Genomic DNA, 25,046 nt, shown 5'->3' on the forward strand with positions numbered 1-25,046 from the left:
GTGATCACGGTTCCACGACGTCGTCCGCCTGGCGGGCGTTGCGCGTGCCCTGCTGGAAGGCGGACATGCCGTCGCGGGTTCGTTCAGCCCGTTCCTCCGAGTGGAGCTCGGTGAGATCGGGCACAGGCCGGAGGTCGTCGTTGGCCAGTTGCGGCACCAGGTGCTGCTGCCGCCTCCGGCGCGGCAGCTCGGGCCGGGTGTCCTGACGGGTCTGGTCACCTTCCGCGGGGTCGTCGGCCGGCCACTCCCCTGCCAGGTGGCCTTCCCGCGGCAGTTCGAGGCGGCCGCTGATCTCCGGCTCCCTCGGGTGGACGGGGGCGTGGCCTTTTCCCGCGCCTGCCCAGAACTCGTCCAGCTGGAAGGACTCGGTGGGCCTGGCGTCGTGCACCAGGTCGCCCTGCATCGCCATCGGGGCCGCGGCCTGCTGCAGGGTCTGCTGCCGGAACGTCGGCTTGGGCAGCTGGGTCGCGTCGACGGGATCGGCCGCGCCCGCCTCACCGATGATCAGCTCGGACGGGATGAGCACCAGCGCGATCGTTCCGCCGGACGGGCAGTCGCGCAGCTCGACGCGGACGTGGCGGCGGGCCGCCAGCCGTGCGACGACGAACAGGCCGAGGCGGGACTCGCCGCGCAGCCTCATGGCCTCGAAGTCCGGCGGTGCGGCCAGCATCTTGTTGTGCTGCTCGCGGTCCTCCGGCTTGATGCCGAGGCCGTGGTCCTCGATCTCGATCACGAGTCCCTGCGGCACCTCGCTGCTGTGCACCTCGACCTGCGAGCGGGGCGAGGAGAACGAGGTCGCGTTGTCGACCAGCTCGGCGATCAGGTGGATGATGTCCGCCACCGCGGCGCCGGCCAGCGCCACCTCGGGCACCGGGTTGACCTTCACGCGGGCGTACTGCTCGGTCTCCGCGACGGCCGCGCGAACGACGTCGAGCATGCGCACGGGCTTGCGCCACTGCCGTCCCGGCTGCTCGCCGGTGAGGATGATCAGGTTCTCGGCGTTGCGGCGTGCGCGCGTGGCGAGGTGGTCGAGCTGGAAGAACGCGTCGAGGTGGTCGGGGTTCTCCTCCTCGCGCTCCAGCTTGTCGAGGATCTTGAGCTGGCGGTGCACCAGACCCTGGTTGCGGCGGGCGATGTCGAGGAAGACCCGGTTCACGCCTTCACGCGTCTGGGACTCCTTCACGGCCGCGGCGACGGCGGTGTACTGCGCGGCGTTGAACGCGTCGGCCACCTGGCCGATCTCGTCGTTGCCGTAGTCGAGCGCGGGCACCTCGGCCGCAACGTCGACGTGCTTGCCCTCGCGCAACCGCTCGACGATGTCCGGCAGGCGTTCGTGCGCGAGCTTGAGCGAGTCGCTCTTCAGGCTCGTCAACCGGACGATCAACGCCTTGTTCACGAGGCGGCTCGACACGCGCACGGCGACGAAGATGCCGATGATGACGGCGATCAGCGCGATGAGGCTGCCGATCAGCACCGTCGTGAACTTCTCCTTGCCGTTGCCCATGGCGACGTTCACCGTGCCGCTGGACTGCTTCTCGACCAGCGAGACCAGTTCGGCCGACACCGCGCGGTCCGCGGTCTCCCAGTCGGTGAGCCCGACCGACGAGCCGATGGGCCGTTCCGCGGTCTGCAGCAGGCGGTTCTCCATGGAGACGAGCTGCTGCCACTGAGGGCTGCCGGTGAGCTGCTTGTAGGCCTCACGGGTTTCCGGCAGGGCGTAGGTCTCGTTCGCGGTGAGGTACGAGTGGTACGCGCCGACGAGGTTGACGAACTCGCGGTGCTCGTCCGGCGTGAACTTGCCCGCCGCCACCGCGCCGGAGGCGATCGAACCGGCCCGCGACATCGAGTCGGCGGCCTGGAAGTACTGGATGCCGACGAGCGCGTGCTGCGTCGTCTCGGCGTCCGGAACGATGCGGGCCTGCGTGTTGAACATCGAGAGACCCGCGTCCAGCACGCTGTTGTAGTAGCGGTAGGTCTCGGGCTTGGACGCGGTGCCCGCCTCGAGCCGCGCCCGCTGGTCTGGGAGCTGGTCCAGCAGACCGCTCAGCTTGTTGATCCCGTCGACGATCTCCTTCGGCGCCGAGGAGGCCAGCTCGGTGAACGCCGTCCGCATCTTGCCGACCGCGACGTCGGTCTCCTGCTGCTGTTTGAGCAACGCGGTCGTGCTCGAGCCCGGCTTGCTCAGGCTCGTCATGGTGAGCTCGCGTTCCTTCTGCAGCGACGCGAACGACTGGATGGCCGGAATCGACGCGTCTCGCACACCCGTGGCGACCAGCTGAAGGTACAGCCCCTCGAAGACGGTGTACGACGAGAACAGGGCCCACATCACCAGGAGGACGATGCTGGGAACCACCACAACACCAGTGAGCCGTGAACGAATTGTCTTGTAATTCGTATCAGGCACGTTCTTCAGCTTCACAACTCTCCACGACCACCCGAATTGGCGACGGAAAGATAGCATCGCTTGATCAACAGCGATGATCTTGGGGGTGGCATGCAGCGTACTCAGTCGAGTGCAGTGCGCAACACCCCCGATCCGAGGTTCGGTACTGGCGTGTGACCTGCGCTTGTGATGCGTGAACACGCTCTCCGAAGTAGAACGGTCACCGAAGTACTCCACACCTGCGGGTACTCCGAACTGGCCTTTCCCGAACTGACCACGGGAAACGCACCGGTTAATGAGCGTGTACTTGACAGAACGCGCGAAATCTTCTAAGCGGAGACGGAGTGCAACCGTCCGTCACCGTTGGTTGTTCGTGAATTCGCACGCGGAACTCGCGTACGTCTTGCGGTACGTGCTCGGTGACGTGCCGACCTCGCGCCGGAAGACGGTGCGGAAGTTCGCGCCCGTGCCGAACCCGGTAGCTGCCGCGATGCGGTCGACGGACCAGTCGGAGGTCTCCAGCAACCGACGAGCGCTCAGAATTCGCTGCAACACCACCCAGCGCATCTGCGGCATCCCGGTCTCGCGCTCGAAGTGGCGGATGAAGGTCCGGCGGCCGAGGTTGGCGCGCTCGGCGAGCAGGTCGACCGTGATCGTGTCGCCGAGGTGCGCCATCACCCACGACCGCACCGGTGACAGGTCCGCGCGGACCGGGCTCAGCACGTCGACGTACTGGGGCTGTGCCCCGTCGCGGGCGGGAGACGCGACGACGTCCTTACCCGCCTCGTTCGCGGCCAGGACACCGAAGTCCGTGCGGATCAGGTGCAGGCACGCGTCGATGCCCGCACCTCCGCCGGCCGAGGTGAGAACGTTGCCATCCTGGACGAACAGCCCGTTCCGGACAACGCATAAGGATCGTGACACCGCGGGTGGTGTCACGGTGTCACGATCCTGGCGTTGCCCGACGTGATCCCCCTCGACCTCAGCATCCCGGCCGCGGGTGTCCTCGACGGACGCGACGCGACCACGCGCTGGCGGTACCTCGACCAGTTGCGCGCGCTGCACCCGTCGGCGAAGGTGCTGGAAGGCGCCAAATCCGGTGGAGTCCACGCGGGAGGTTCGCGAGGCTCTTTCCCACGGGAAACACCACTGAGGACTGGGGCGTGCCGTGGGAAAGCGCCTACGGCTACGTGCAGGCCGTCAAGCACGGCGACACCATCTACGTCTCCGGCCAGCTGTCGCACGACGGCGCCGGACCTACGCCAACGCGGCCGAGCTGCCCGGCAGGTTCGGAGCTTCCTTGGACAACGTGGTCGAGGAGGTCGTGTACGTGCTCGACATCCCGGCCGCGTTCGAGGTGGCGGGCAAGGTGCGGAAGGAGGCGTACGGGCGGCCTGATCCGCAGGTGGCCAGCACGCTGGTCGGCATCACGGCGCTCGCGTTCCCCGAACAGCTGGTGGAGATCAAGTTCGTCGCGCGGGTCTGAAAGGGCGTTACCGTTGTCGGATGGCATCCGTGCACCCGCCCGGCCTGACCAGGTTCCGGACGCACGACCTGCCCGGCTCCCGCAGGCTGGCCGGGTGGGAGGAGCACAACGCCCGCGCGCTGGTCGGCCTGCGGGCTCAGCCCTTCGGTGACCGGCCCTTCGACGGCACCGAGGTCAACCTCACCCTGCCCCGCCTGCAGCTCGCGCGGGTGACCGGGTCGCCGCACGCCGTCGAGCGGGACGTCCGGCAGATCGCCACGCACCCCGCCGACGGTGTGATCGTCTACTTCGCACTGGCCGGTGACGCCCGCTTCCACCACCGCGGGGGAAGCGGGCTGATCGTGCCGGGGCAGGGGCTCGTGCTGGACGGGGACCAGCCGTTCCAGCGGTCGTTCGACGGCGGTCTCACCGAGCTCGTGCTGAAGGCGCCGCGGGCTGTGCTGCGCGAGATCCGGCGCGGGCCTGTAAAGCCTCGGGTGTTCGACGCACGGGACGACGCGCACGCACGGGCGTTGGTGAGCACGCTCTCCAACGCGCTGCGTGGTGGCACTGACTGGGACGGGCTGGAGGACGTCGCGACCGGGCTGCTCGGCAGGCTGCTCGGGGGTGAGTGCTCTGCCGCCGCAGACCTGGCCGCCGCGCACGCGTTCATCACCGCCCACCTGTCCGAGCAGGACCTGTCCGCGAGCCGGATCGCCGCCGCCATCGGGTATTCGGAACGGCACCTCTCCCGGCTGTTCTCGAAGTCCGGGCAGAGCGTGCCGCAGGCGATCCTGACGGCACGGCTCGACGCCGCCCGGCGCATGCTCGCCGAGCCCGTCACGCTGGCCGAGGTCGCCGCGCGGAACGGTTTCGTCTCGCAGGCGCACTTTTCCCGCACCTACCGGGCGCGGTTCGGCACCACGCCGCGGCAGGACCGGCGCGAGTTTTTGCCTTTTTCCGCCACGTCCGGGCGCTGAGGCTCCGCGGCGGCAGCGGGCGGGTCACCGTTTCCGGCATGGTGACCTTCCACGACGGCCTCGCCGACACCGCCCCACCGACGCACGCCGCGGTCGAGACCGACGTGCTGATCGTCGGATCGGGTCCGGCGGGCGCCTCCGCAGCGCTGTTCCTGTCCACGCTGGGCGTCCCGAACATCATGATCACCAAGTACCGCTGGACCGCGAACACACCGCGGGCGCACATCACCAACCAGCGGACGATGGAGATCTTCCGCGACCTCGGCATCGAGGACCAGGTGCTCGCGGACGCCACGCCGCACCACCTGATCGGCGACACGGTGTTCTGCACGTCGATCACCGGTGAGGAGATCGGCCGCATCCTCACGTGGGGCAACCACCCCGCGCGGCACGCCGACCACGAGCTCGCCTCGCCGTCGCTCAACTGCGACATCCCGCAGACCTACCTGGAGCCCATCCTGGTCCGCAACGCGACCGCGCGCGGCACGCAGACCCAGTTCAGCACCGAATACCTGAGTCACGAGCAGGACGACGACGGCGTGACAGTGCGGGTGCTGAACCGGCTGACGGGCGCCGAGTACACGATCCGCGCGAAGTACCTCATCGGCGCAGACGGTGCGCGGTCCGCGGTGGCCGCCGACCTCGACCTGCCCTACGAGGGCGCGATGGACGTCGCCGGGTCCATGAACATCACGTTCAAGGCGGACCTGTCCGAACTCTGCCGGCACCGTCCTTCGGTGCTGTACTGGGTGATCCAGCCCGGCGCGAACGTCGGCGGGATCGGCGCGGGGCTCGTGCGGATGGTCCGGCCGTGGCACGAGTGGCTCATCGTCTGGGGCTTCGACCTCGCCCAGGGCGTGCCCGAGGTGACCGAGGACGACGCCCTGCAGATCGTGCGCAACCTCGTCGGCGACCCGGCCCTCGACGCGGAGATCACCGGGATCTCGTTGTGGGGCAACAACGAGCAGTACGCCACCAGCCTGCACCGCGGGCGGGTGTTCTGCGCGGGGGACGCGGTCCACAAGCACCCGCCGAGCAACGGACTGGGGTCCAACACCTCCATCCAGGACTCCTACAACCTCGCGTGGAAGATCGCCGCCGTCCTGAACGGGCAGGCAGGCGCCGAACTGCTGGACACCTACACCGCCGAACGCGCTCCCGTCGCCCGGCAGATCGTGTTGCGGGCCAACAAGTCCGCCCGCGAGTTCGGCGCGTTGTTCGAGGCGCTCGGCCTCGACGCGGCCGAGTCACCGGAGCAGATGCACGCGCAGATCGAGGAACGCAAGGACGTCAGCGCGGCGGGAGCGGCCAAACGTGCTGCTGTGCGTGAGGCGATGGAGCTCAAGAACTACGAGTTCAACGCGCACGGCGTGGAGATGGGCCAGTCGTACGTGTCCAGCGCGGTCGTTGCCGACGGCACCACCCGTCCGGAGCCGGCGCGTGATCCGGAGCTCTACTACGAACCGTCGACCTGGCCGGGAGCCCGGTTGCCGCACGCGTGGGTCGGTGACAGCAGGAGCAAGCTCTCCACCCACGACCTCGTGCCGTACGGGCGGTTCACGCTGCTGACGGGGATCACCGGCGAGGCGTGGGTGAACGCGGCGCAGAAGGCCGCCGACCGGCTCGGCGTGCCGGTCGAGACCGTCGTCATCGGTCCGGGACGTGCGGTGACGGACCTCTACTTCGACTGGTCACGACTGTCCGGTGTGGACGAAGACGGCGCCGTGCTGGTGCGTCCGGACAAGCACGTCGCCTGGCGCAGCCACTCGCTGCCCGCCGACCCCGAGGCGGAACTGATGGCGGTCCTGACCGCGGTCCTGAGCCGGGAGGAGAGCGCGTGAGCCGGCAGTTCGAGCACGTCACGCTCGGGCAGCGGGTCCGGTTCGGCACCGGACAGGCGGCCGTCAACCTCGCCGCGGAGGTCGAACGGCTCGGTGCGCGCCGGGTCCTGCTGATCGCGGAGGACGCCACCGAGGTGACCTCGAAGATCACCGTGGCGGCTCACTGCACGGACGTGGCACCGCACGTTCCGGTCCAGAACGCCGAACGCGCCCGGAAGCTCGCTTCGGAGTCCGAGGCGGACCTGCTGGTGAGCGTCGGCGGCGGATCCACGACCGGGCTGGCCAAGGCCGTCGCGCTGACCACCGGCCTGCCGATCGTCGCCGTGCCCACCACGTACGCGGGCTCCGAGGCGACCAACGTGTGGGGCCTGACCGAGGACGCCCGCAAGACCACCGGCAGCGACGACCGCGTCCTGCCCGTGACCGTCATCTACGACGCAGCGCTCACCGAGTCGCTGCCGCCGGAGCTCGCGGTCGCCTCCGGCTGCAACGCCCTGGCGCACTGCGTCGACTCGATGTGGGCCCCGCGCGCCGACCCGATCAACCAGGCGCTGGCGGTGGAAGGGATTCGGGCGCTGAGCCGCGGTCTCAGGCTGATCGGGGACGTGGAGGGGCGCGAGATGACGCTCTACGGCGCCTACCTGGCCGCCGTGGCGTTCGCCTCCGCCGGTTCCGGGCTGCACCACAAGATCTGCCACGTCCTGGGCGGCGCCTACAACCTCCCGCACGCGGCCACGCACACCGCGGTCCTCCCGTACGTGCTGGCGTTCAACGGACCTGCCGCTCCGGAGGCCGCCGCCAGGATCACCGAAGTGCTCGGCACCGGCGGCCTCACCGGCCTGTACGAGGACATCGGCGCCTCCCACGTGCTGCGGGGCGTGACCGACCCGGCGGAAGCCGCCCGTCTCGTGCTGCCCTCGGTTCCGCCGTCGAACCCCCGCCCGGTCACCGAGGACGACCTGACCGCACTGCTCGCCGCCGCCTCGGCGGGCCTGGATCCCACCGAGTGGAGCCGAGCATGACCACCCAGGAGCGCATCGAGGAAAGCCTGACCGCCGAGGTCGTCGCCTCGTTCGCCGGCACTGCGGACCCGCGGCTGAAAGAACTGCTGGAGGCCCTGACCCGGCACCTGCACGCGTTCATCCGGGAGGTGCGCCTCACCGAGGACGAGTGGACGCGGGCCATCGAGTTCCTGACCGCCGTCGGGCACATCACCGACGAGAGGCGGCAGGAGTTCATCCTGCTCTCCGACGTGCTGGGCGCGTCGATGCAGACCATCGCGGTGAACAACGAGGCGTACGGGAACGCCACGGAGGCAACGGTCTTCGGCCCGTTCTTCGTGGAGGAGTCGCCGCTGGCAGGAGACGGCGGCGACATCGCGGCGGGCGCGGCCGGAACCCCGTGCTGGGTCGAGGGAACCGTGCGCGACACCGACGGCAACCCGGTGCCGGGCGCCAGGATCGAGGTCTGGGAGGCCGACGAGGACGGCTTCTACGACGTGCAGTACACCGACGACCGGGTGGCGGGCCGCGGTCACCTGTTCTCCGAGGCCGACGGCAGCTTCCGCTTCTGGTGCGTCACGCCCACGCCGTACCCGATCCCGCACGACGGACCGGTGGGAGCACTGCTGAAGGCGGCCGGCCGCTCCCCCATGCGTGCCGCGCACCTGCACTTCATGGTGTCCGCCAACGACTTCCGCACGCTCGTCACGCACATCTTCGTCGAGGGCGATCCACAGCTGGAGATCGGCGACTCCGTGTTCGGGGTCAAGGAGTCACTCGTCAAGAAGTTCGAGGAACAACCGGCGGGCACACCGGCACCGGACGGGCGCGCGCTCGGCGACAAGCCGTGGGCGCGCGCCCGGTTCGACGTCGTGCTGGCGCCGGCTGATCTGCGGTGAAACCGGCGCTTTCACCTCGCCTGTCCTCAGCGGACGCATGACCCCGAGGGGCAGTACGACCTACCGGGTGTTGCGCGTCGTTGCCGCACAACGCACTCTGGAGGTCGAAAACGGTTTCGACCATGCGCCATCAGGAGCAGAGAGGATCGAATATCCAGTCGAATCTCATTCGAAAGGATTTCGATGGGCAGGCGACGGGCGGAAGCGGTCACCCTCGGGGACGTGGCCAAGCGGGCAGGCGTGTCCATCGCCACCGCGTCCAAAGCGATCAACGACCGCGGCGAGGTGGCCATGGCCACCAGAGCCCGCGTACTGCGCGCGGCGGCCGAGTTGTCCTTCCGCCCCAACGTTCTCGCGCAGGGCCTGGTCGCCGGCCGCACCAGGGCGATCGGCCTGCTCACCGACGAGCTGGACGGCCGCTTCGCCATCCCGATCCTGCTCGGCGCCGAGAACGTCCTGTCGGACCAGGAGATGTCGATCCTGCTGTGCGACACGCGCGGCGACGCCATCCGCCGCAACCACCACCTCCGCGCACTTCTGGCTCGCCAGGTGGACGGTTTCATCGTCGTGGGCGACAGCAACGACGTCCGCGCGTCCCTGGCCGACCTCCCGGTCCCCGCGGTGTACGTGTACTGCCGCTCCACCAACCCGTCCGACCTGAGCCTGGTCTCCGACGACGAGGGCGGCGCCAGACTCGCGATCGAGCACCTGATCACGTTGCGCCGCAGGAACATCGCCCACATCACCGGCCCGCAGTCCTACCGCGCCGCCCGCGACCGCGCCACCACCGTGCGCACGGTCCTGTCCGAACACGGCCTCCTCCTCGCCGGCGGGCAACCCCTGCACGGCGAGTGGTCGCAGCGCTGGGGCAGGCACGCCGCCCGGCTGCTGACCACCACCGCACCCGAGGTCGACGCCATCTTCTGCGGCAACGACCAGATCGCGAGCGGAGTGACCCAGGCCCTCACCGAGCTGGGGCGGCGCGTGCCGGACGACATCGCGATCGTCGGCTACGACAACTGGGAGATCTTCGCCGCCGACTGCAAACCGCCGCTCACGACGATCGATCTCAACCTCCAGGAGCTGGGCGCGACGGCGGTGGCTCACTTGTTCGCCGCGATGGAGGGCACTCCTGCGGCGGGGGTGGTGCGGCAGGCGTGCCGGCTCGTCGTTCGCGAGTCCAGTGCGTGAGCTCGACCCGAAAGTCGTCCGGCTGCTGATCACCAGCCGAAGTACCGCAGGAGCGCGACCCCGGCCTCGTCCGCGCGTCCGGCGTCGGCGAGCACGAGGCTCCGCTCGTGCGGAGTCCTCCCCTGCCGTGCTCGTGCACCAGCAACCGCTCACGCGTCAGCAGCCTGAACGCCTCCCGCAGCGTGTTGCGCGAGATCCCGAGCGCCGTGCGGAGGGCTTCCTCGGACAGGCGGGTGCCGGGGAGAAGATCGCCGTTCATGACGCGGGTGCGCACGAAGTCGGCCACGCGTTCCGCTGTGCTCACCCTCCCCAGGGCGACACCTTCAGCGGTCAGCGACGCAAGCCAGTCCCCGCTCGTCATGCGAACAGCTCATGACCGGACGAGCACTTTACATATCACGCCCACTTGTCAAGTCGCTTTACATCTCCTACGGTTTTGTCAAACAGGCCGACGGGAGGATCGAGATGACAGGCACTGTCACGCCCGGCTCCACCGAGCAGTGGAAGGACCACAAGCGCTACCTGTGGCTGATCGGCCTGGTGGTCCCGTCGCTCGCCTTCGTCGCACTGGGCCTGCACGCCCTGACCGGGTGGAGCGTGTGGCTGTGGATCGGCCCGATCGTCGTGCTGGTGATCGTCCCCGCCATCGACCTGATCGCGGGCCTCGACCGCTCGAACCCGCCTGACGAGCTCATCGAGGCGCTGGAGCAGGACCGCTACTACCGGTGGATCACGTTCCTGTTCCTGCCCGTCCAGTACGCCGGTTTCACCGCAGCGTTCTGGGTGATCGCGCACGGCGGACTGTCCGTTGTGGACAAGATCGGTCTCGCGGTGTCGATCGGCTGCATCGGCGGCATCGGCATCAACACCGCGCACGAGCTGGGACACAAGAAGGAGAGCCACGAGCGCTGGTTGTCCAAGATCGCGCTCGCGCAGAGCTTCTACGGCCACTTCTACATCGAGCACAACCGCGGTCACCACGTCCGCGTCGCGACGCCGGAGGACCCGGCCAGCGCACGCGTTGGCGAGAGCTTCTACCGGTTCTGGCCACGCACCGTCGTCGGGTCGGTGAAGAGCGCGTGGCGGTTGGAGAAGAAGCGTTACGGCCGCCGCGACCGGCACCCGTACCGGATCGGCAACGACGTGCTCAACGCGTGGCTGATGTCGGCCGTGCTGTGGGGCGCGATGATCTGGTGGCTAGGCGTCGGGATCCTGCCGTACCTCGTCCTGCAGGCCGTGGTGGGCTTCTCGTTGCTGGAGATCGTGAACTACATGGAGCACTACGGCATGCTGCGGCAGAAGGTCGGCGTGCCGGGCCGCGTCCGGTACGAGCGGGTGAATCCCAGCCACAGCTGGAACTCCAACAACATCGCCACCAACGTCCTGCTGTACCACCTGCAACGGCACAGCGACCACCACGCCAACCCCGTGCGGCGCTACCAGACCCTGCGGGACTTCGAGGAGTCCCCCGTGCTGCCCACCGGGTACGCCGGGATGATCCTGCTCGCGCTGGTGCCGCCGTTGTGGCGCCGGGTCATGGATCCGCGCGTGCTCAACCACTTCGGCGGTGACATCAGCCTCGCGAACATCCACCCGCCTGCTCGGGCGAAGGTGCTGGCCCGCTACCCGGTGCCGCCCGCGAGGGCCGAGCAGACCCGGCCGGACACGATCACGCTCACCGAGGACGCCGGAGGTGGCCGGTGCCCGGGATGCGGCTACGTTTACGACGCCGCGGTCGGCGCTCCTCGCGAGGGCTTCCCCGCGGGAACGCCGTGGTCGGCGGTGCCGGACTCCTGGTGCTGCCCGGACTGCGGTGTGCGCGAAAAGGTCGACTTCGTTTCCATCGGAGCTCCATGACACCCCTGCGGGACGCGATCCTGACGGTCACCGCCAAGCTCATCACCGACCAGGGCTGGCAGGCGGTCACCATGGCACGGCTGGCCGCCGAGCTGGGCGTGAGCAGGCAGACCGTCTACAACGAGGTGGGCGCCAAGCCCCAGCTGGCGGAGGCGGTCGTGCTCGCGGAGCTCGACCGCTTCCTCACGGTGGTGACCGCCGCGTTCGACGACCACCCCGCCGACGTGCTCGACGCCATCCACGCCGCCGTGCACGACGTGCTGGACCTGGCGCGCGGCAACGCTTTGCTGCACGCCGTGGTCTCCGCGACGCACGGCGCGAACACCGAGTTGCTGCCCCTGCTCACCACCCACACGGACGGGTTGCTGGAGGCGGCGAAGGCCGTGGTGGTGCGGTGCCTGAGCGGGTACGAGCTGTCACTCGGACCGGCTGAGCTGGCGATCGCGGTCGACCTGGTCGTCCGGCACGTGCTCAGCCACGTGATGCAGCCGTCGAGCTCACCCTCCGGCACCGCCGACGCGGTGCGGTGGGCAGCGGCGAAGCTGCTGGCCTAGGACTCGAGAGCGACGGCGAGCAGGTCGCCCAGCCGGTCGAGCTCCTCGGCCGAGAGCGCGCTGAACGACGACTCGACGACGCCGTCGACCAGGTCCTGACCCTCCGCCCGCAACCGGGCTCCCTCCTCGGTGAGCCGGTGACGCACCGCCCTGCCCGGCCCCTGCACCCGTTCGATGAGCCCGCGCTCGGCCATGCGCACCGCCAGCGAGCCGAACGACTGGTCGGTCTGGAACGTCAGCACCGCGAGGTCGTGCAGCGAGGCGTCGGGCTGCCGGTGCAGGTGGCGCAGGGTGTCCCACTGGACGAGGGACAGCCCCAGCGGGGCCAGCGCCTGGCTCAGCGCGCGGTGGTGACGGTGCTGCAGGCGCTTCACGGAGAGCGCGACGTCGGCGGGGCGGTGCTTCACAACCGGAATCCTAACCATCTTGCTTAGATAAGGAACCTTATCTAAGGTTCCTTACATGACCACTCACCTGCTCCTCCACGGCGGAGGCGGCGTTCAGACGATGAAGGCGTTCGCGGACCTGCTGGCCGAACGCACGGGTGCCCAGGTGCTCTTACCGACGCATCCCGGGTTCGGCGGCACGCCCAGGCCCGCGGAACTGACCGGCGTGCGCGAGCTCGCGCGCCACTACGTGACGATGCTCGACGAGCACGACCTCACTGACGTGACGGTGATCGGCAACTCGTTCGGCGGCTGGCTGGCCGCCGAGATCGCCCTGGCCGCGAGCCCTCGCGTCAGCGCGGCCGTGATCGTGAACGGGATCGGCATCGAGGTTCCCGGCCATCCCATGACCGACATCAGCGGCTTCACGCTCGCCGAGATCCAGGCGCACTCGTGGCACGACCCGAGCAAGGCACCCACACCGACCGCAACGGGTCCGAGCCCGGACGTGCTGGCGCTCATCGGCTACACCGGCCCGTCGATGACCGACCCCGGCCTGGCCGCACGGCTCGGCGACGTGCAGATCCCCGTCCGCGTGCTGTGGGGCGAGAGCGACCGCATCGTCACCCCCGAGTACGGCAAGGCCTACGCCGCCGCGATCCCGTCGGCGACGTTCACCCTGCTTCCCCGCACCGGGCACCTGCCGCAGCTGGAGACGCCGCAGCAGCTGCTCGACGCAGTGCTTTAGAAGTCGTCACCGCTCGTCAGCTCGTGCTCCATCGCGTCGGCACGGGCGACCAGCAGGGTGAGCGGGCGCTCGAACTCCTCGCGGACGCTCATGTCCTCCAGCGGGACCATGTGCCTGAGCAGCGCGAGTCCGTCGACGACCGCCGCTGCGCCGACCTCCGGCGCGCCCGCCAGTTCGAGGAAGCGGCGCAGGTCGACCTCGTCGGCACGGCCCACGGGCGAGGAGATCTCCACCCACTCGGCGCCGTCCAGGTCGGGGAGGTGGTGCAGGGTCACCTGCTGGGTCCGTTCCCCGGAGGTGCCGAGCCGGAAGCGCAGCCAGTCGCCCGTCTCCTCCAGCACCTCGTACCGCAGCCGGACATAGTTGATCACTTCGATCCACGACGTCACGCCAGGTCCCGCCCCTCACGCCGGTTTCGCCGCTCTGCCGGTGACCACCGTAGAGCCACGAGCCGCCTCAGCGGTGCAGACGCCCCGCTGCGAGCCTGCCGGAGATGAGGACCGGCGGGATGCCGACGCCGGGGGTGGTGCCGCTGCCCGCCAGCACGACGTTGCCGTCGCGGAACGGCAGGTTGCTCGGGCGGAACGGGCCGGTCTGGGCGAACGTGTGGGCCGCGGAGAACGGGGTGCCGGCGGCCTGGCCGTCCCTGGCCCAGTCGTCCGGCGTCACCACGGCGAGCGGTTCCGCGTCGGTGACGAGCTTGCGCGCCGTCATCTCGGCGACCAGCTCGTCGGCGTAGCGGTGCGCCACCGCCTCCCAGCGGATCGGCGCGCGGTCGAGGTTCGGGCACGGTGCCAGCAGGTACTGGAGGTGCCTGCCGGACGGCGCGAGCGAGGGGTCGGTCAACGTCGGCGTGGTCAGGAGCAACGACGGATCGCTCATCAGCTCGCCGCGCCGGATGATCTCGTCGAACGTGCTGTCCCACGCACCGCCGAAGGAGATCGTGTGGTGGGCGAGGTCGTCCACCACACGGGAAGCGCTGAGGTGCACCACCACCGCAGACGGCGACCACCGCAGCGGCGTGATCCGGCGCGGTTCGCCGCGCAGCAGCCGTGTGCTCTGAGCGGGGCCACAAGCGAGCACGACTGCGTCGCACGGGAAACGCGCGTCGGCGGTGCGTACGGCAGACACGTGGTGGCGCGCGCGTTCGAGCTGTTCGACCTCCACGCCGTACTCGAACCGCACGCCCGCGTTCGCCGCCGCGTCGGCGAGGGCCTGAGGCACGGCACGCATTCCGCCGCGGGGGAACCACACGCCGGCGACGGTGTCCATGTAGGCGATGACGGCGTAGGCGGCGAGTGCGTCTCGCGGAGCGACGCCGGCGTAGAGCGACTGGAAGGTGAAGACCCGCCGCAACCGGTCGTCGTGCAGGAACCGGCCGACGGCCTTGGCGAGCGAGCCGAACCCGCCGAGCCGGGTCAGCGTGAGCAGCTCTGGCCCGAGCAGGTCGAGCGGTGAGTCGAAGCTCGCGCCGATGAACTTCTCGCGTTCGGCCTCGTAGAGCCGGTGCAGCCACGCCCGCAGCTCGCGGTAGCCCTGCGCCTCGCTGCCACCGGCGAAGTCGCGGACCTCCTGCTCCATGCGGGCCGCGTCGGTGTGCACGTCGAGCGCGCTGCCGTCGGCGAACGTCGCCCGGTAGGCCGGGTGCAGCGGCAGCAGCTCGAGGTGGTCCTCCCGCCGTGCACCCACCGCCGCGAACGCCTCGTCCAGCAGCTCCGGCATGGTGAGCACGGTCGGGCCGGTGTCGATCAGGTGGCCGGCCACGTCGAGCCTGCCCGCCAGGCCGCCGGGGTGCGGGTGCCGTTCGAGCACGGTCACCTCGTGCCCCGCCCCGCGCAGGTGCAGCGCGGCCGACAGCCCCGAGAGTCCCGCGCCCACCACGACCACGCGGTCCGTGCGGCCTTTCACGACGTGCACCACGAAGATCTCCTCAGGTCGTCCGCGTCACGGCGCGGTTCGCGAGACGGACCAGCGCCCGGCGTGCGTCGTCCTCGATCACGGCACGCTCCAGCGCGGCGAGCCCGGAGGCCGCGAGCAGCTCGATGTGCTCCTCGACGGCGGCGACAGCGCCCAGCTCCACCAGCACCGCGAGCACCTCGTCCACACTGACCGGCCCGCCGTCGAGACAGCGCCGCAGGAGTCTCAGCGCAGCCGGTCTGTCCTGCGCGCGGGAGAGCGCGATCGCCATCAACGGCGTCCGCTTGCCCTCCCTGATGTCCTCGGCGACGGGCTTGCCCGTTACCGCGCTGTCGCCGAACGCGCCGATCAGGTCGTCGCGCAGCTGGAACGCCACCCCGATGTCGTGGCCGAACTCCCGCAGGCACTCGACGACCTCGGGGCAGGCACCCGCGAGCGCGGCGCCGAGGTGCAGCGGCCGTTCCACGGTGTACGCGGCGGTCTTCAGCGCGGCCACCCGGATCGCGTGCTCCAGCGACTCGTCGCGCCGGGCCACGGCCAGCAGGTCGAGGTGCTGACCCACGATCATCTCCGTGCGCATGGCCTGCCACGCCTCCCACGCGCGGAGCAGCGCGTCCGCGGGCAGACCGGCGGTCACCAGCGCGTCGTCGGCCCACGCCAGCGCGAGGTCACCGACCAGCACGGCCGCCGAGTCGCCGTACTGGCGGGCACTCCCGGCCCAGCGCTCCCGCCGGTGCCGCGCGGCGTACACCTCGTGCACGGACGGCCTGCCGCGGCGGGTCGGCGAGCGGTCCATCACGTCGTCGTGCACCAGCGCACAGCATTGGAGCAGCTCCAACGCTACGAGCGCGCGCACCACGGCGTCCGCCCTGTGCGCGCCTCCCGCGGCACGCCAGCCCCACCACGCGAACGTCGGACGGATCCTCTTGCCGCCCGCCAGCACCATCCCGCGGAGCTCGTCGGCGAGCTCGGGCGCGTGGTCGTGCCTCGTGCTCAGGAAGTCGTGCAACGCCCTGTCGAAGAGGACGGCGAAGTCGTCCACCTGTGACGTGTGAGCGTCCACGCTGGTCAGCATCGACATTCTTCGAGCTAAGCAGCGCCCGGGGAGGTCTGCACGATGAGTGGCGCCGTTGTGCGGAAGGCAACTCACCGACTTAGCGTGGAGGAATGTCGGCTGAGCGCGAACTGGACGCCGCGGGCGTCACCGCACCCGCACTGCGTGAGGCGTACCGGCGCTGCCGTGCGCTCAACGCCGAGCACGGGCGAACCTATTACCTCGCAACGAAGTTGCTCAGTGCGGAGCAACGGCCCGCCGTCCACGCGCTGTACGGGTTCGCCCGCTGGGTGGACGACATCGTCGACAACGTCCACAGTGGACTCGACCAGAAGGTCACCGCGATCGACGGCATCGACGCGCGGCTCAACGCCGCGTTGACCACTGGGACGACGGACGACCCGGTGCTCGCCGCGTTGCTCGACACCGTGCACCGCTACGACATCCCGGCGGTGCACTTCCACGACTTCATGGCCTCGATGCGGATGGACCTGACCGTCACCGACTACCCCACCTACGCCGACCTCGAACGCTACGTGCACGGATCGGCCGCGGTGATCGGGTTGCAGGTGCTGCCGGTGCTCGGCACGAGCGCGCCCCGCGAGGAGGCGGAGCCCGCCGCCGCGGCGCTCGGCATCGCCTTCCAGCTCACCAACTTCATCCGCGACGTCGGCGAGGACCTCGACCGGGGCCGGGTCTACCTGCCCGCGGACGAGCTGGCCGCGTTCGGCGTCGACCGGGAACGGCTGCTGCACGCGCGGGCGTCCGGACGTGCCGACGACAGGGTGCGCGCGGCGCTGCGCGACCAGGTCCGGCGCGCGCGGGACGTGTACACGCGGGCGTGGCCGGGTATCGCGATGCTCGCACCGCGGTCCCGTCCGTGCGTCATGACCGCGTACCGGCTGTACGGACGCATTCTCAACCTCGTCGAGAACGCCGACTGCGACGTGCTTTCCCGCCGTGTCGTCGTCTCCAACGGCAGGCGGCTCGCCGTCGCCCTGCCCGCTCTCGCCAGGGCGGTTCTCGCCCGAACCGCGTGAAAGGACCCCCATGCGCTTTCCGTTGCGGATCTACTCCAGCCCTCCGTGGCGCGAGCAGCGGCCGACGTGGCAGGACGCGAAACCCGCGCTGATCGAGGCCGCCCTGAAACGCGCCACCGCCCGGCCGTCCGGCAACTGGTTCGTCGCCGGGGCGAGCAGGGACGTGGTGCGCGGCAAGGTGTGCGGCCGCACGATCGCGGGCCGGGAGGTCGTGCTGTGGCGCGGTCCGCACGACGTGCTGATGGCGGGTTCGGGGTCGTGCCCGCACCTCGGCGCGCCGCTGTGCGACGGCGCGGTGGCCGGCGGCGAGCTGATCTGCCGCTGGCACGGGCTGGCGTTGAACGGCGAGCGTTTCGGTTCGTGGACGCCCTATCCCGCGCACGACGACGGCGTGCTCGTGTGGGTCCGGCTGGACGAGGTCGGCGGCGAGGACCCGCTGCCCGCACCGGTGCTGCCCGCGCGGCCGCCGGAGGGCGCGATCGACGCGGTCGCCACGCTGATCGGCCGCTGCGACCCCGAGGACGTGGTCGCGAACCGGCTCGACCCGTGGCACGGCGCGTGGTTCCACCCGTACTCGTTCGCGAACCTGCGCGTGCTGGAGACGCCGGTCGAGGAGCTGGACCGCTTCCTGGTCGAGGTCACGTTCCGAGTGGCGGGCCGCGTCGGCGTGCCCGTCGTCGCCGCGTTCACCTGCCCGGAGCCCCGGACCGTGGTGATGCACATCGTCGAAGGCGAGGGCGAGGGCAGCGTCGTCGAGACGCACGCGACGCCGATCCGCGAGGGCAGGACCGCGGTGGTCGAGGCGACCATCGCGCACTCCGACCGTCGCGGGTTCGCGCTCGCCAGGCCCGCCGCCGGGGCGTTGCGGCCGGTGATGCGGTGGGCGGCCGCCCGGTTGTGGCGCGACGACCTCGCCTACGCCGAACGCCGGTACGCCCTGCGGCGCAGTGGCCGGTTCCCCGATTGAGCGAGTCGAGTTGAAACGATTTTGAATCGATTTTAGGATGGGTCACGTCAGCGGGGTCCGACTCGACCAAGGACGTGCGTCATGCCTGAACTGTCCCGTTTGCCACGACCAGTCACGGAGTCCTGGGACTGGCAGCTGTCCGGCCTGTGCCGGGGCATGAACAGCTCTGCCTTCTTCCACACGCCGAACGAACGCGGCGCCGCGCGCGACGCGCGGGAGGCGGCGGCGAAGGCGATCTGCCAGCGCTGCCCGGTCATGCAGCAGTGCCGCGCGCACGCGTTGGAGGTGCACGAGACGTTCGGCATCTGGGGCGGTCTCGGCGAGAGCGAACTGCGGGCGATGCTCGCCGAGCGTGCCCGCGAGTCGTGACCTACGCGCCCCGCGCGGTCGCCGCGATGCTCGGTGTCTCCCCTGTCACGCTGAGAACGTGGGACCAGCGCTACGGCCTCGGTCCTTCGGTTCGCACGGAGGGTGGTCACCGCCGCTACGAGGACTCGGAAGTCGAGGTCCTGCGGCGGATGGTCGCGTTGACGGGTCAGGGCGTCGCACCGGCCGCGGCCGCCGAGCTGGCGCGCCAGGAACCAGTTGCCCGGCAGGCGGTCCAGCGCATCCCGGTGGACGACGCCGGGTCAGCTCAGCGAGGATTCCTCGCTGCCGCCAAGCGGCTCGACGAGCCGTTGATGATGGACCTCGCGGCCAAGCTCGTCACCGACCACGGCGTGGTCTCCGCGTGGGAGTCGGTGTTCGTGCCGTGCCTGGTGGAACTCGGCGACCTGGTCACCGGTCGTGGCCGCGGTGTCGAGGTGGAGCACCTGGCCAGCGCGAGCGTGCTGCACGCGTTGCGTGGTGTACAGCGCTCCAGCAGACCGGGTGTGCTCGCGGCGTTGCTGTCGTGCGCGCCCGACGAGCAGCACGTGCTGGCGTTGGAGGCGCTGGGAGCGGCACTGTCCGAAGAGGACTGCCTGTGGCGCAGTCTGGGCGCGAGGGTGCCGGCCGAGGCGTTGTGCGACGCGGTGGTGCGGTTGCGTCCCGCGGTCGCGTTGATCTGGGCGCACCGGGCGGATCTCGCCGAACGGGTGCCGCTGGAGGATCTGCACAGTTCTTCGGACGCACTGCTCGCCGTCGCGGGACCCGGCTGGACCGGTCTGTCGCTGCCGTCGTTCGTGCGACGGCCGGGCACGCTGCCCGAAGCGGTCAGCGTCGTGCTCAGCCGCGTTCGCTAGAAGATCTCGCGGTGGCGTTCGGCCTCGCGGACCTCGTCGAGGTCGGCGAGGCGGTGCAGTCCCTGCACGGCGCGTGCCATGCGGTGGTTGCCGCGCATCCGTTCCCGGTTCCGGTCGAGCCACGCCCAGTAGCCCGCGGTGAACGGGCACGCGCGCTCGCCCGTGCGCCGCTTGGGATCGAACCAGCAGGTGCCGCAGTGGTCGGTCATGCGGTTGAGGTAGGCACCGCCGCTGAGGTAGGGCTTGGTCGCGATCACGCCGCCGTCCGCGTGCTGGCTCATGCCGATCACGTTCACCGGCATCACCCACGGGAACCCGTCGACGAACGACGTGATGAACCAGTCGTTGAGCGCGGCGGGGTCGTAGCCTCGTTGCAACGCGTGGTTGCCCAACACCATCAACCGCTGGATGTGGTGCACCCAGCCGTGGTCGCGCACGCCCTCCAGCGCGGTTCTGAGACAGGCCGCGCGGATGGCCCCCGGACGTAGCTCCGCCCACCACTGCGGCAGCGGGTTCTTGGCGTCGAAATCGTTGCAGTGCCGATATTCCGCGCCGAGGTGCCAGTACAGGTGCCACACGTACTCACGCCATCCCAGCACCTGCCTGATGAACCCCTCGACGCTGGCCAGTGGCGCGTCGCCGGACCGGTAGGCGTCCTCCGCCGCGTAGACGACCTCCAGCGGGTGGAGCAGGCCGTGGTTGAGCGGCACGGACAACAGCGAATGCGCCATCGTCCAGTCTTTCGTGAGCACGGCGTCCTCGTGCGGACCGAAGTGCGGCAGCCGGTCGAGCACGAAGGTCTCCAACGCGCTCAACGCTTCCGCCCGCGTGATGGCGAACCGACGCGGGCCGTCCTTGCCGACCGTCGGCAGGTTCATCGCATCGAGATCCTTGCGCACCTGCGCGTCGATGGCGTCCTCCTCCGGCCACCACGGTGCCGGCACGCCGAGCTTCGCGCGTTTGGGTGGTGGTTCGCGGTTCTCGGCGTCGAAGTTCCACCTGCCGCCCACCGGGTCGGCGCCGTCCATCAGCACGTCGAAGCGAATGCGCTGGTAGTGGTAGAAGTCCTCCATCAGGAACCGCTCGCGCCCTCCTGCCCAGGCGGTGAACTCCTGGCGTGAGAGGGCGAACGCGTTCGTGGGCCGGACTTGCACGCCGAGTTCGCACAGCATCCGTTGAGCGGCGAACGAGCCGGGTTGGTAGGCGGTGAGGGGCCTGTTGAGATCACGGATCGCTTCGCGGTAGCTGCTGGCGCGCACCAGCGTGACGCGGTCGGGGAACTCGGCGGCGAGATGACGCATGCCGGACAGCACGAGGTGCAGCTTCTGCCGATGGTAACGCTTGCGGCGCAACGCTGCCGCGGACTCGATCAGCACGATCTCGTCGTGCCCGGTGTGGAAGTGCGGGCCGAGCTGGTCGCCGAACAGCAACAGCGTCATCGTCTGAGGTCCGCGAGCACAGCACGCGCCGCCCGGCGACCCGAGTGCAGCGCGCCCTGGATGGAGCTGGTGTCGCGGTGGTCACCACACACGTACCGTCGTGCGCCCGCGCGAACGGACTGCTTCAGTCGGTGAGGTGCGTCCATCGCCGGCAGCGCGTGCGGGATCTCGTATCGCCGCAACACTTCCCATCGACTGGTGTCGGTGCCGTAGAGGCGGTTCAGGTGCGCGCGCACGTCCTGTTCGCCGGCGTCTTCTATGACGGAAGCCTGCACCAGCGGCGCCTTCGGTGAGTACGGGCGCGACACCTCGGACATCACTGCGGTGTTGACGACCGGGCCTCTCTGAGCGTCTACGACGAGGCATCCGTCTCGCAGTGGTGACCGCTCCGGCCTGAAGTACCAGGTGGTGACGCCGTGCCAGCGGGGTTCGGCCAGCCCCGGCAGCAGCCGTGCCGCGGTGGTGCCGTCCGTGGCGACCACGACCGCCTCGGCGGTGATCCTTTGGCCGTCTTCCAGGTCGACACCGTGGTCGTGCACGGCTTTGACGGCGGTTTCCAACTGGATGGTGCCTTGTGGCAGGCGTTCCGCCATGGCCTTGGGCAGTTCGCCCATGCCGAGCGCGGGCACGGCGGCGCCACCCCGCGCGAAGCTGCGCCACACCAGGTGGAAGAACCGGGACGAGGTTCTGAGCTCAGGTTCGAGGAACACGCCGGAGAGGAACGGCCGCAACACCTTCTCCACGGCACTGTCGGTGACGCCGAGGTGCCGCAGCTCGTCGCGGGTGGTGCGGTCGGGCGCGCTGAGCCGCACCGGCCCGAAGGCGTCCTGCGCGGAGAACCTGGACACCGCCGCCAGATCCCGTGCGCTCAGGACGTGCTGACGCATCAGGCCGTCCCACGCGCTGCGCCCGCTGCGGGGATCGGCGAGGAGGTCGTGTCGTCCGTCGTCGTGCACGAACACGCCGGGACGCAGGTGCCGCAGCGGGAACGGGTCGAGCGCCAGCCGCTGCAGTTCGGGGTAGGCGGGCAGGAGGATCTGGAAGCCGCGGTCGAACCGGACGCCGTCCACGACGTCGGTGCGCACACGGCCGCCGACCTCGTCCGCGGCTTCGAGGACGGTGACCTCGGCACCGGCTGCGGTGAGTTCGAGGGCGGCGTTGAGGCCCGCGAGGCCTGCGCCTACGACGACGATCACAGCGCACGCTCCTCGGCTGGCGCCTGCCAGACAGCGATCACAACGTCCTCCACCGACGCGCCACCGACCGCAACACCGGCACACGCCCCTCCACCGGCACCGACCACAGATCGACTCCCGCGACACCCCACCGTTTCAACAGCTCGTTGGCCGCCGCGAAGCCCGTGGTGGCCGCCCGTTCCATCAACGCCACCGGCAGGTCGATCCGCGCCAGGTCTCCCGCCACCACCAGGAAGTCGTCCGGCGTGCGCACGCCGGGCCTGTCCGCGTACCCGCCCGCCGGGAACAACGGGCAGTCCTCCCGCAGCTCGTGCCGCTCGTCGACCACCTCGGCGCGCTTGGTCTCCGGGTACACCTCGGTGAGCTGTTCCCACAGGCGCCGGCGTGCGCCGGTCGAGTCCACATCGGACGGTAGTGCGTAGCCGTGCAGCTCCACGACGGATCCGCCGGTGCGTGCCGCCCACGCCCGCGCCTCGTGCTCGTAGTGGTCGAGCACGCTGATGTTGTCGAGCAGGTCGAACCCGCTGGTGCCGACGAAGCCCGGCCGGTCGGCGTCCACCGGGCGGTCGAGCCAGTACCGCGACACCAGGAACCTCGGAGCGGTCTGCAAAGAAGAGACCTGGTCCCGCCACGTCGCGTCGCCGAGGGTGGGCGAAGCGGAGACGACGGTGCGCAGGCCGCGCACGTCCGCGGCGAGCACCACGGCGTCGGCCTCGATCGCGCCGCTGCCGATCGTGACGGAGAACCGCTTCTCCTCGCCCGGCAGGACCGATCCGACCTCGACGCCGGTGCAGATCGTCGCGCCCAGCTGGGCGAGGTGGCGTCCCAGCGGGTCCCACAGGCCGTGCGGGAACGGGTCCGCCGCCACGTCGAACAGCAGGCCCTCGCTGGAACCGAGGAAGTAGATGTGGAACATCACCGCGAGCTCGGCGGCCGACATCCGGCTGGTGTGGGCGAAGAAGCTGCGGGAGAACACTTCGAACGCGAGCGCGTGCGCGGCCTGGGGGAACCGCAGGTTTTCCAGGTAAGTGGCAGCGTCGATGCCGTCGAGCTCGGCGTACACGCGCGGCACCGACACGTCCAGCAGCGACAGCGCGGCCCGTGCGTCGACGTCGGGCAGATCGCGCCAGCGGAACGTGGGGCTGCGGCGCAGGAACGCCAAAGCGTTGCGCGGCACGGCGGTCGGGAGACCGGCGAACGAGTCGCGGTGCCCGGAGGCGTGCCACAGCGGGTAGTCCGGCAGGGCGGTCAGCGCGCGGCCGGACGGGTCGACCCGGCGCAGCAGCGCCCGCAGGTTGTAGTACTGCCGGAAGAACGCGTGGAAACCGCGGGTCATGGTGACTTCGCTGCCGTCGGCGAGCCTGGTGCTCCACCCGCCGACGCGTCCGCCGAGGTAGTCCTCGCGTTCGCACAGCACGACCCGGGCCCCGCGCTCGGCGAGCGGGGTCGCCGCGGCGAGGCCCGCGATCCCGCCGCCCACCACGACGACCACGGGCGCGTCGCCCGAGAACTGTGCGCGTCCGGCAGGCGCGGGAGTCCGCACCGCTCTGGGATCTCTCACCGCTGCGGCTCCTGACCGGTGAAGGTGTGCACGACGCCGAGCTGAAGACCCGGCACGGGTGCGCTGCGCACGCCGACGAAACCGTTGCGTCGCAGCCGGTCCCGCAACGCGCTCGCGCCGTCGAAGTCGATCACGCTGCGCCACAGGTAGGTGTAGAGCGACCGGTCACCGGTCACGAGCCAGCCGATCGGCACGATCACTGCGCACAGCACCGTCCACAACGCCGTGCTGAGCCACGAGTCGCGCACCGAGTACTCGTGCAGCACCAGTGGCGCACCGGGTTTCATGAGCCTGCGCACGTGCTGCAACGTGGCGTCCGGGTCCGGCAGGTTGCGCACCAGGTAGGCGGCGAACACCGCGTCGAACTGGCCCTCGTCGACGTCCTCGGCACGACTGCGCACGAACCGGACGGTCGAAGGCCAGCGCTTCCGGCGTGCCCGCGAGAGCATTCCTTCCGACGCGTCCACCGCGACGACCTCCAGGCCGGGCACGGCCGCGACCAGCGCCGCGGTGGAGGCACCGGTGCCGCAGCCGAGGTCGAGCACCCTCATGCCCGGCCGCAGCCCGAGCGCGCGTGCCGACCGGCGCAACGCCTGGTGGTAGCCGGGGTTGAGCCCGACGAGCAGGTCGTAGCCGCGCGCGGCCCGGTCGAACTTCCCCGGCACCTCAAGCTTGTTCACGTGCCGTCCTCCCCCGCTCCCACAGGAGCAGCACCGCGGTGATCATGGCGAAGCCGTAGAGGAAGTCCTCGACGGGTATGTCCCACGGCGCGCGCACGCCGCTGATGGCCCAGTCCGCGTACAGCACCACCGGCGCGTCGAGCTTCGTCAGCCACCCGTCCACCGGGACCTGGAACCCGAGCACGATCACCATCGTGATCCAGTACGCGGGCCGCCGGAACAACCCGGTGCGCAGCACGCACAGCTCCAGCAGCACGACGACGACGGCCGCGGCGGACGCGGCGACCAGGTACTCCTCAACCATTCGGCAACCAACGTTCCGAACGTTCCCGCACCGCCTCGTAGGTCAGCAGCGCGCAGATCGGGATCGCCACGAAGAACAGCACCTCCTCGATCGGCAGCACGCCACCGATCTCCACGCCCGTGGTCGCCTCGGGGTGGAAACTCCAGTGCCCACGCATGATCGCGACGACGTCCCACACCACGAGCACGGCCAGCACGGGTGTGACCGCCCGCACCAGCTCGTTCCCGCGCCGGTACACGCCGCGGCCCATCCACTCCAGCGGCATCGTGATGAGCAGGCACACACCCAGTACCGCCAGGTACTCGTACTGGCTTCGCATCGCCGACCTCCTGCCACGACCGTATGGGTGCCGCGGCAGGT

General features: G+C 70.2%; 25 protein-coding genes and 1 pseudogene. 13 read left to right on the plus strand and 13 right to left on the minus strand.

The features are described from left to right. Positions 1–4: 4 nt before the first annotated feature. Both ACFOWZ_RS03565 and ACFOWZ_RS03570 read right to left on the minus strand, forming a co-directional pair. Complete coding sequence (locus ACFOWZ_RS03565) at positions 5–2,353, minus strand: sensor histidine kinase (RefSeq protein ID WP_382368558.1); 2,349 nt, start codon at positions 2,351–2,353, stop codon at positions 5–7. Positions 2,354–2,740: 387 nt separating this feature from the next. Then, positions 2,741–3,307, minus strand: coding sequence for a GlxA family transcriptional regulator (locus tag ACFOWZ_RS03570; protein WP_382368561.1), 567 nt, complete (start codon positions 3,305–3,307; stop codon positions 2,741–2,743). 244 nt (positions 3,308–3,551) lie between these two features. Here ACFOWZ_RS03570 and ACFOWZ_RS03575 point away from each other — a divergent pair, with 244 nt between their 5' ends. The 6 genes from ACFOWZ_RS03575 (at position 3,552) to ACFOWZ_RS03600 (ending at position 9,760) form a co-directional block, all read left to right on the plus strand. After that, a complete protein-coding gene (locus ACFOWZ_RS03575) occupies positions 3,552–3,869 on the plus strand; it encodes a Rid family hydrolase (RefSeq protein ID WP_382368564.1) in 318 nt (105 codons plus the stop codon). A gap of 20 nt (positions 3,870–3,889) precedes the next feature. After that, positions 3,890–4,828 (plus strand): AraC family transcriptional regulator, encoded by a 939-nt coding sequence (locus ACFOWZ_RS03580; RefSeq protein WP_382368567.1) that lies wholly within the window; start codon positions 3,890–3,892, stop codon positions 4,826–4,828. 38 nt (positions 4,829–4,866) lie between these two features. Beyond that, positions 4,867–6,669: an FAD-dependent oxidoreductase gene (locus ACFOWZ_RS03585; RefSeq protein ID WP_382368570.1), complete on the plus strand. Its 1,803-nt coding sequence runs from the start codon at positions 4,867–4,869 to the stop codon at positions 6,667–6,669. Beyond that, positions 6,666–7,691 (plus strand): maleylacetate reductase, encoded by a 1,026-nt coding sequence (locus ACFOWZ_RS03590; protein ID WP_382368573.1) that lies wholly within the window; start codon positions 6,666–6,668, stop codon positions 7,689–7,691. Before ACFOWZ_RS03585 ends, ACFOWZ_RS03590 begins: the two co-directional genes overlap by 4 nt. After that, complete coding sequence (locus tag ACFOWZ_RS03595) at positions 7,688–8,569, plus strand: dioxygenase family protein (protein ID WP_382368576.1); 882 nt, start codon at positions 7,688–7,690, stop codon at positions 8,567–8,569. The genes ACFOWZ_RS03590 and ACFOWZ_RS03595 overlap by 4 nt, the downstream gene beginning before the upstream one ends. A 183-nt stretch (positions 8,570–8,752) precedes the next feature. Then, positions 8,753–9,760, plus strand: coding sequence for a LacI family DNA-binding transcriptional regulator (locus ACFOWZ_RS03600; protein WP_382368579.1), 1,008 nt, complete (start codon positions 8,753–8,755; stop codon positions 9,758–9,760). Positions 9,761–9,878: 118 nt separating this feature from the next. On the opposite strand, the pseudogene ACFOWZ_RS03605 reads toward ACFOWZ_RS03600, so the two are convergent. Beyond that, positions 9,879–10,121 (minus strand): annotated as a pseudogene (locus ACFOWZ_RS03605) (GntR family transcriptional regulator); the annotation flags it as partial. A gap of 104 nt (positions 10,122–10,225) precedes the next feature. Between ACFOWZ_RS03605 and ACFOWZ_RS03610 the strand changes: the two are divergent. Together ACFOWZ_RS03610 and ACFOWZ_RS03615 are read left to right on the plus strand one after the other, a co-directional pair. After that, complete coding sequence (locus ACFOWZ_RS03610; RefSeq protein ID WP_382368582.1) at positions 10,226–11,617, plus strand: fatty acid desaturase; 1,392 nt, start codon at positions 10,226–10,228, stop codon at positions 11,615–11,617. Next, entirely contained in the window at positions 11,614–12,171 is a 558-nt protein-coding gene (locus ACFOWZ_RS03615) for a TetR/AcrR family transcriptional regulator (protein ID WP_382368585.1), read from the plus strand. The genes ACFOWZ_RS03610 and ACFOWZ_RS03615 overlap by 4 nt, the downstream gene beginning before the upstream one ends. On the opposite strand, the gene ACFOWZ_RS03620 is transcribed toward ACFOWZ_RS03615, so the two are convergent. Then, a complete protein-coding gene (locus ACFOWZ_RS03620; protein ID WP_382368588.1) occupies positions 12,168–12,578 on the minus strand; it encodes a MarR family winged helix-turn-helix transcriptional regulator in 411 nt (136 codons plus the stop codon). The genes ACFOWZ_RS03615 and ACFOWZ_RS03620 overlap by 4 nt on opposite strands. A gap of 55 nt (positions 12,579–12,633) precedes the next feature. On the opposite strand from ACFOWZ_RS03620, the gene ACFOWZ_RS03625 reads away from it, so the two are divergent. Next, positions 12,634–13,305: an alpha/beta fold hydrolase gene (locus tag ACFOWZ_RS03625; RefSeq protein WP_382368591.1), complete on the plus strand. Its 672-nt coding sequence runs from the start codon at positions 12,634–12,636 to the stop codon at positions 13,303–13,305. On the opposite strand, the gene ACFOWZ_RS03630 is transcribed toward ACFOWZ_RS03625, so the two are convergent. From ACFOWZ_RS03630 to ACFOWZ_RS03640, 3 genes are all read right to left on the minus strand, one after another. Further along, positions 13,302–13,694 carry a hypothetical protein gene (locus ACFOWZ_RS03630; RefSeq protein WP_382368594.1) on the minus strand — a complete coding sequence of 131 codons (393 nt, stop codon included), beginning with the start codon at positions 13,692–13,694 and terminating at the stop codon, positions 13,302–13,304. The genes ACFOWZ_RS03625 and ACFOWZ_RS03630 overlap by 4 nt on opposite strands. Before the next feature lie 67 nt (positions 13,695–13,761). Beyond that, a complete protein-coding gene (crtI, locus tag ACFOWZ_RS03635; RefSeq protein ID WP_382369100.1) occupies positions 13,762–15,222 on the minus strand; it encodes a phytoene desaturase family protein in 1,461 nt (486 codons plus the stop codon). A 13-nt stretch (positions 15,223–15,235) separates the two neighbouring features. Beyond that, complete coding sequence (locus ACFOWZ_RS03640) at positions 15,236–16,297, minus strand: polyprenyl synthetase family protein (protein ID WP_382369103.1); 1,062 nt, start codon at positions 16,295–16,297, stop codon at positions 15,236–15,238. A 92-nt stretch (positions 16,298–16,389) separates the two neighbouring features. Between ACFOWZ_RS03640 and ACFOWZ_RS03645 the strand changes: the two genes are divergently transcribed. The 4 genes from ACFOWZ_RS03645 to ACFOWZ_RS03660 all read left to right on the plus strand — a co-directional run bounded on the left by ACFOWZ_RS03645 (position 16,390) and on the right by ACFOWZ_RS03660 (position 19,506). Next, positions 16,390–17,316 carry a phytoene/squalene synthase family protein gene (locus ACFOWZ_RS03645; protein ID WP_382368597.1) on the plus strand — a complete coding sequence of 309 codons (927 nt, stop codon included), beginning with the start codon at positions 16,390–16,392 and terminating at the stop codon, positions 17,314–17,316. Positions 17,317–17,326: 10 nt separating this feature from the next. Continuing rightward, positions 17,327–18,283, plus strand: coding sequence for a DUF5914 domain-containing protein (locus tag ACFOWZ_RS03650; protein ID WP_382368600.1), 957 nt, complete (start codon positions 17,327–17,329; stop codon positions 18,281–18,283). Between the two features lie 81 nt (positions 18,284–18,364). Continuing rightward, positions 18,365–18,652 (plus strand): WhiB family transcriptional regulator, encoded by a 288-nt coding sequence (locus tag ACFOWZ_RS03655; protein ID WP_030468480.1) that lies wholly within the window; start codon positions 18,365–18,367, stop codon positions 18,650–18,652. Continuing rightward, positions 18,649–19,506, plus strand: a complete 858-nt coding sequence (locus tag ACFOWZ_RS03660; protein WP_382368603.1) for a MerR family transcriptional regulator — start codon at positions 18,649–18,651, stop codon at positions 19,504–19,506. Before ACFOWZ_RS03655 ends, ACFOWZ_RS03660 begins: the two co-directional genes overlap by 4 nt. On the opposite strand, the gene ACFOWZ_RS03665 is transcribed toward ACFOWZ_RS03660, so the two are convergent. Genes ACFOWZ_RS03665 through ACFOWZ_RS03690 form a run of 6 tightly spaced genes read right to left on the minus strand, consistent with a single transcriptional unit; the run spans position 19,503 to position 25,005 of the window. Beyond that, entirely contained in the window at positions 19,503–20,945 is a 1,443-nt protein-coding gene (locus tag ACFOWZ_RS03665; protein WP_382368606.1) for a cryptochrome/photolyase family protein, read from the minus strand. The two genes, ACFOWZ_RS03660 and ACFOWZ_RS03665, sit on opposite strands and share 4 nt — an antisense overlap. Beyond that, on the minus strand, positions 20,942–22,141 hold the full coding sequence (locus tag ACFOWZ_RS03670; RefSeq protein WP_382368609.1) for an NAD(P)/FAD-dependent oxidoreductase: 1,200 nt from the start codon (positions 22,139–22,141) through the stop codon (positions 20,942–20,944). Before ACFOWZ_RS03670 ends, ACFOWZ_RS03665 begins: the two co-directional genes overlap by 4 nt. 37 nt (positions 22,142–22,178) lie before the next feature. Next, on the minus strand, positions 22,179–23,702 hold the full coding sequence (locus ACFOWZ_RS03675) for an FAD-dependent oxidoreductase (RefSeq protein ID WP_382368612.1): 1,524 nt from the start codon (positions 23,700–23,702) through the stop codon (positions 22,179–22,181). Further along, a complete protein-coding gene (locus ACFOWZ_RS03680) occupies positions 23,699–24,382 on the minus strand; it encodes a class I SAM-dependent methyltransferase (protein WP_382368615.1) in 684 nt (227 codons plus the stop codon). The genes ACFOWZ_RS03675 and ACFOWZ_RS03680 overlap by 4 nt, the downstream gene beginning before the upstream one ends. Then, positions 24,369–24,686 (minus strand): lycopene cyclase domain-containing protein, encoded by a 318-nt coding sequence (locus ACFOWZ_RS03685; RefSeq protein WP_382368618.1) that lies wholly within the window; start codon positions 24,684–24,686, stop codon positions 24,369–24,371. Before ACFOWZ_RS03685 ends, ACFOWZ_RS03680 begins: the two co-directional genes overlap by 14 nt. After that, the gene (locus tag ACFOWZ_RS03690) at positions 24,679–25,005 is read right to left on the minus strand and encodes a lycopene cyclase domain-containing protein (RefSeq protein ID WP_382368621.1); all 327 of its coding nucleotides are present in this window, start codon (positions 25,003–25,005) and stop codon (positions 24,679–24,681) included. Before ACFOWZ_RS03690 ends, ACFOWZ_RS03685 begins: the two co-directional genes overlap by 8 nt. Positions 25,006–25,046 lie beyond the last annotated feature (41 nt).

The organism is Lentzea rhizosphaerae, assembly GCF_042649515.1.
Taxonomy (GTDB): domain Bacteria; phylum Actinomycetota; class Actinomycetes; order Mycobacteriales; family Pseudonocardiaceae; genus Lentzea; species Lentzea aerocolonigenes.

Excerpts from the sequence above, each read along its gene's own strand:
- ACFOWZ_RS03640 (WP_382369103.1), bottom strand. The coding sequence starts at position 16,297 with ATGCTGACCAGCGTGGACGCTCACACGTCACAGGTGGACGACTTCGCC.
- ACFOWZ_RS03585 (WP_382368570.1), top strand. The coding sequence starts at position 4,867 with ATGGTGACCTTCCACGACGGCCTCGCCGACACCGCCCCACCGACGCAC.
- ACFOWZ_RS03650 (WP_382368600.1), top strand. The coding sequence starts at position 17,327 with ATGCGCTTTCCGTTGCGGATCTACTCCAGCCCTCCGTGGCGCGAGCAG.
- ACFOWZ_RS03600 (WP_382368579.1), top strand. The coding sequence starts at position 8,753 with ATGGGCAGGCGACGGGCGGAAGCGGTCACCCTCGGGGACGTGGCCAAG.
- ACFOWZ_RS03610 (WP_382368582.1), top strand. The coding sequence starts at position 10,226 with ATGACAGGCACTGTCACGCCCGGCTCCACCGAGCAGTGGAAGGACCAC.
- ACFOWZ_RS03665 (WP_382368606.1), bottom strand. The coding sequence starts at position 20,945 with ATGACGCTGTTGCTGTTCGGCGACCAGCTCGGCCCGCACTTCCACACC.
- ACFOWZ_RS03580 (WP_382368567.1), top strand. The coding sequence starts at position 3,890 with ATGGCATCCGTGCACCCGCCCGGCCTGACCAGGTTCCGGACGCACGAC.
- ACFOWZ_RS03615 (WP_382368585.1), top strand. The coding sequence starts at position 11,614 with ATGACACCCCTGCGGGACGCGATCCTGACGGTCACCGCCAAGCTCATC.
- ACFOWZ_RS03645 (WP_382368597.1), top strand. The coding sequence starts at position 16,390 with ATGTCGGCTGAGCGCGAACTGGACGCCGCGGGCGTCACCGCACCCGCA.
- ACFOWZ_RS03655 (WP_030468480.1), top strand. The coding sequence starts at position 18,365 with ATGCCTGAACTGTCCCGTTTGCCACGACCAGTCACGGAGTCCTGGGAC.
- ACFOWZ_RS03690 (WP_382368621.1), bottom strand. The coding sequence starts at position 25,005 with ATGCGAAGCCAGTACGAGTACCTGGCGGTACTGGGTGTGTGCCTGCTC.
- ACFOWZ_RS03685 (WP_382368618.1), bottom strand. The coding sequence starts at position 24,686 with ATGGTTGAGGAGTACCTGGTCGCCGCGTCCGCCGCGGCCGTCGTCGTC.
- ACFOWZ_RS03595 (WP_382368576.1), top strand. The coding sequence starts at position 7,688 with ATGACCACCCAGGAGCGCATCGAGGAAAGCCTGACCGCCGAGGTCGTC.
- ACFOWZ_RS03625 (WP_382368591.1), top strand. The coding sequence starts at position 12,634 with ATGACCACTCACCTGCTCCTCCACGGCGGAGGCGGCGTTCAGACGATG.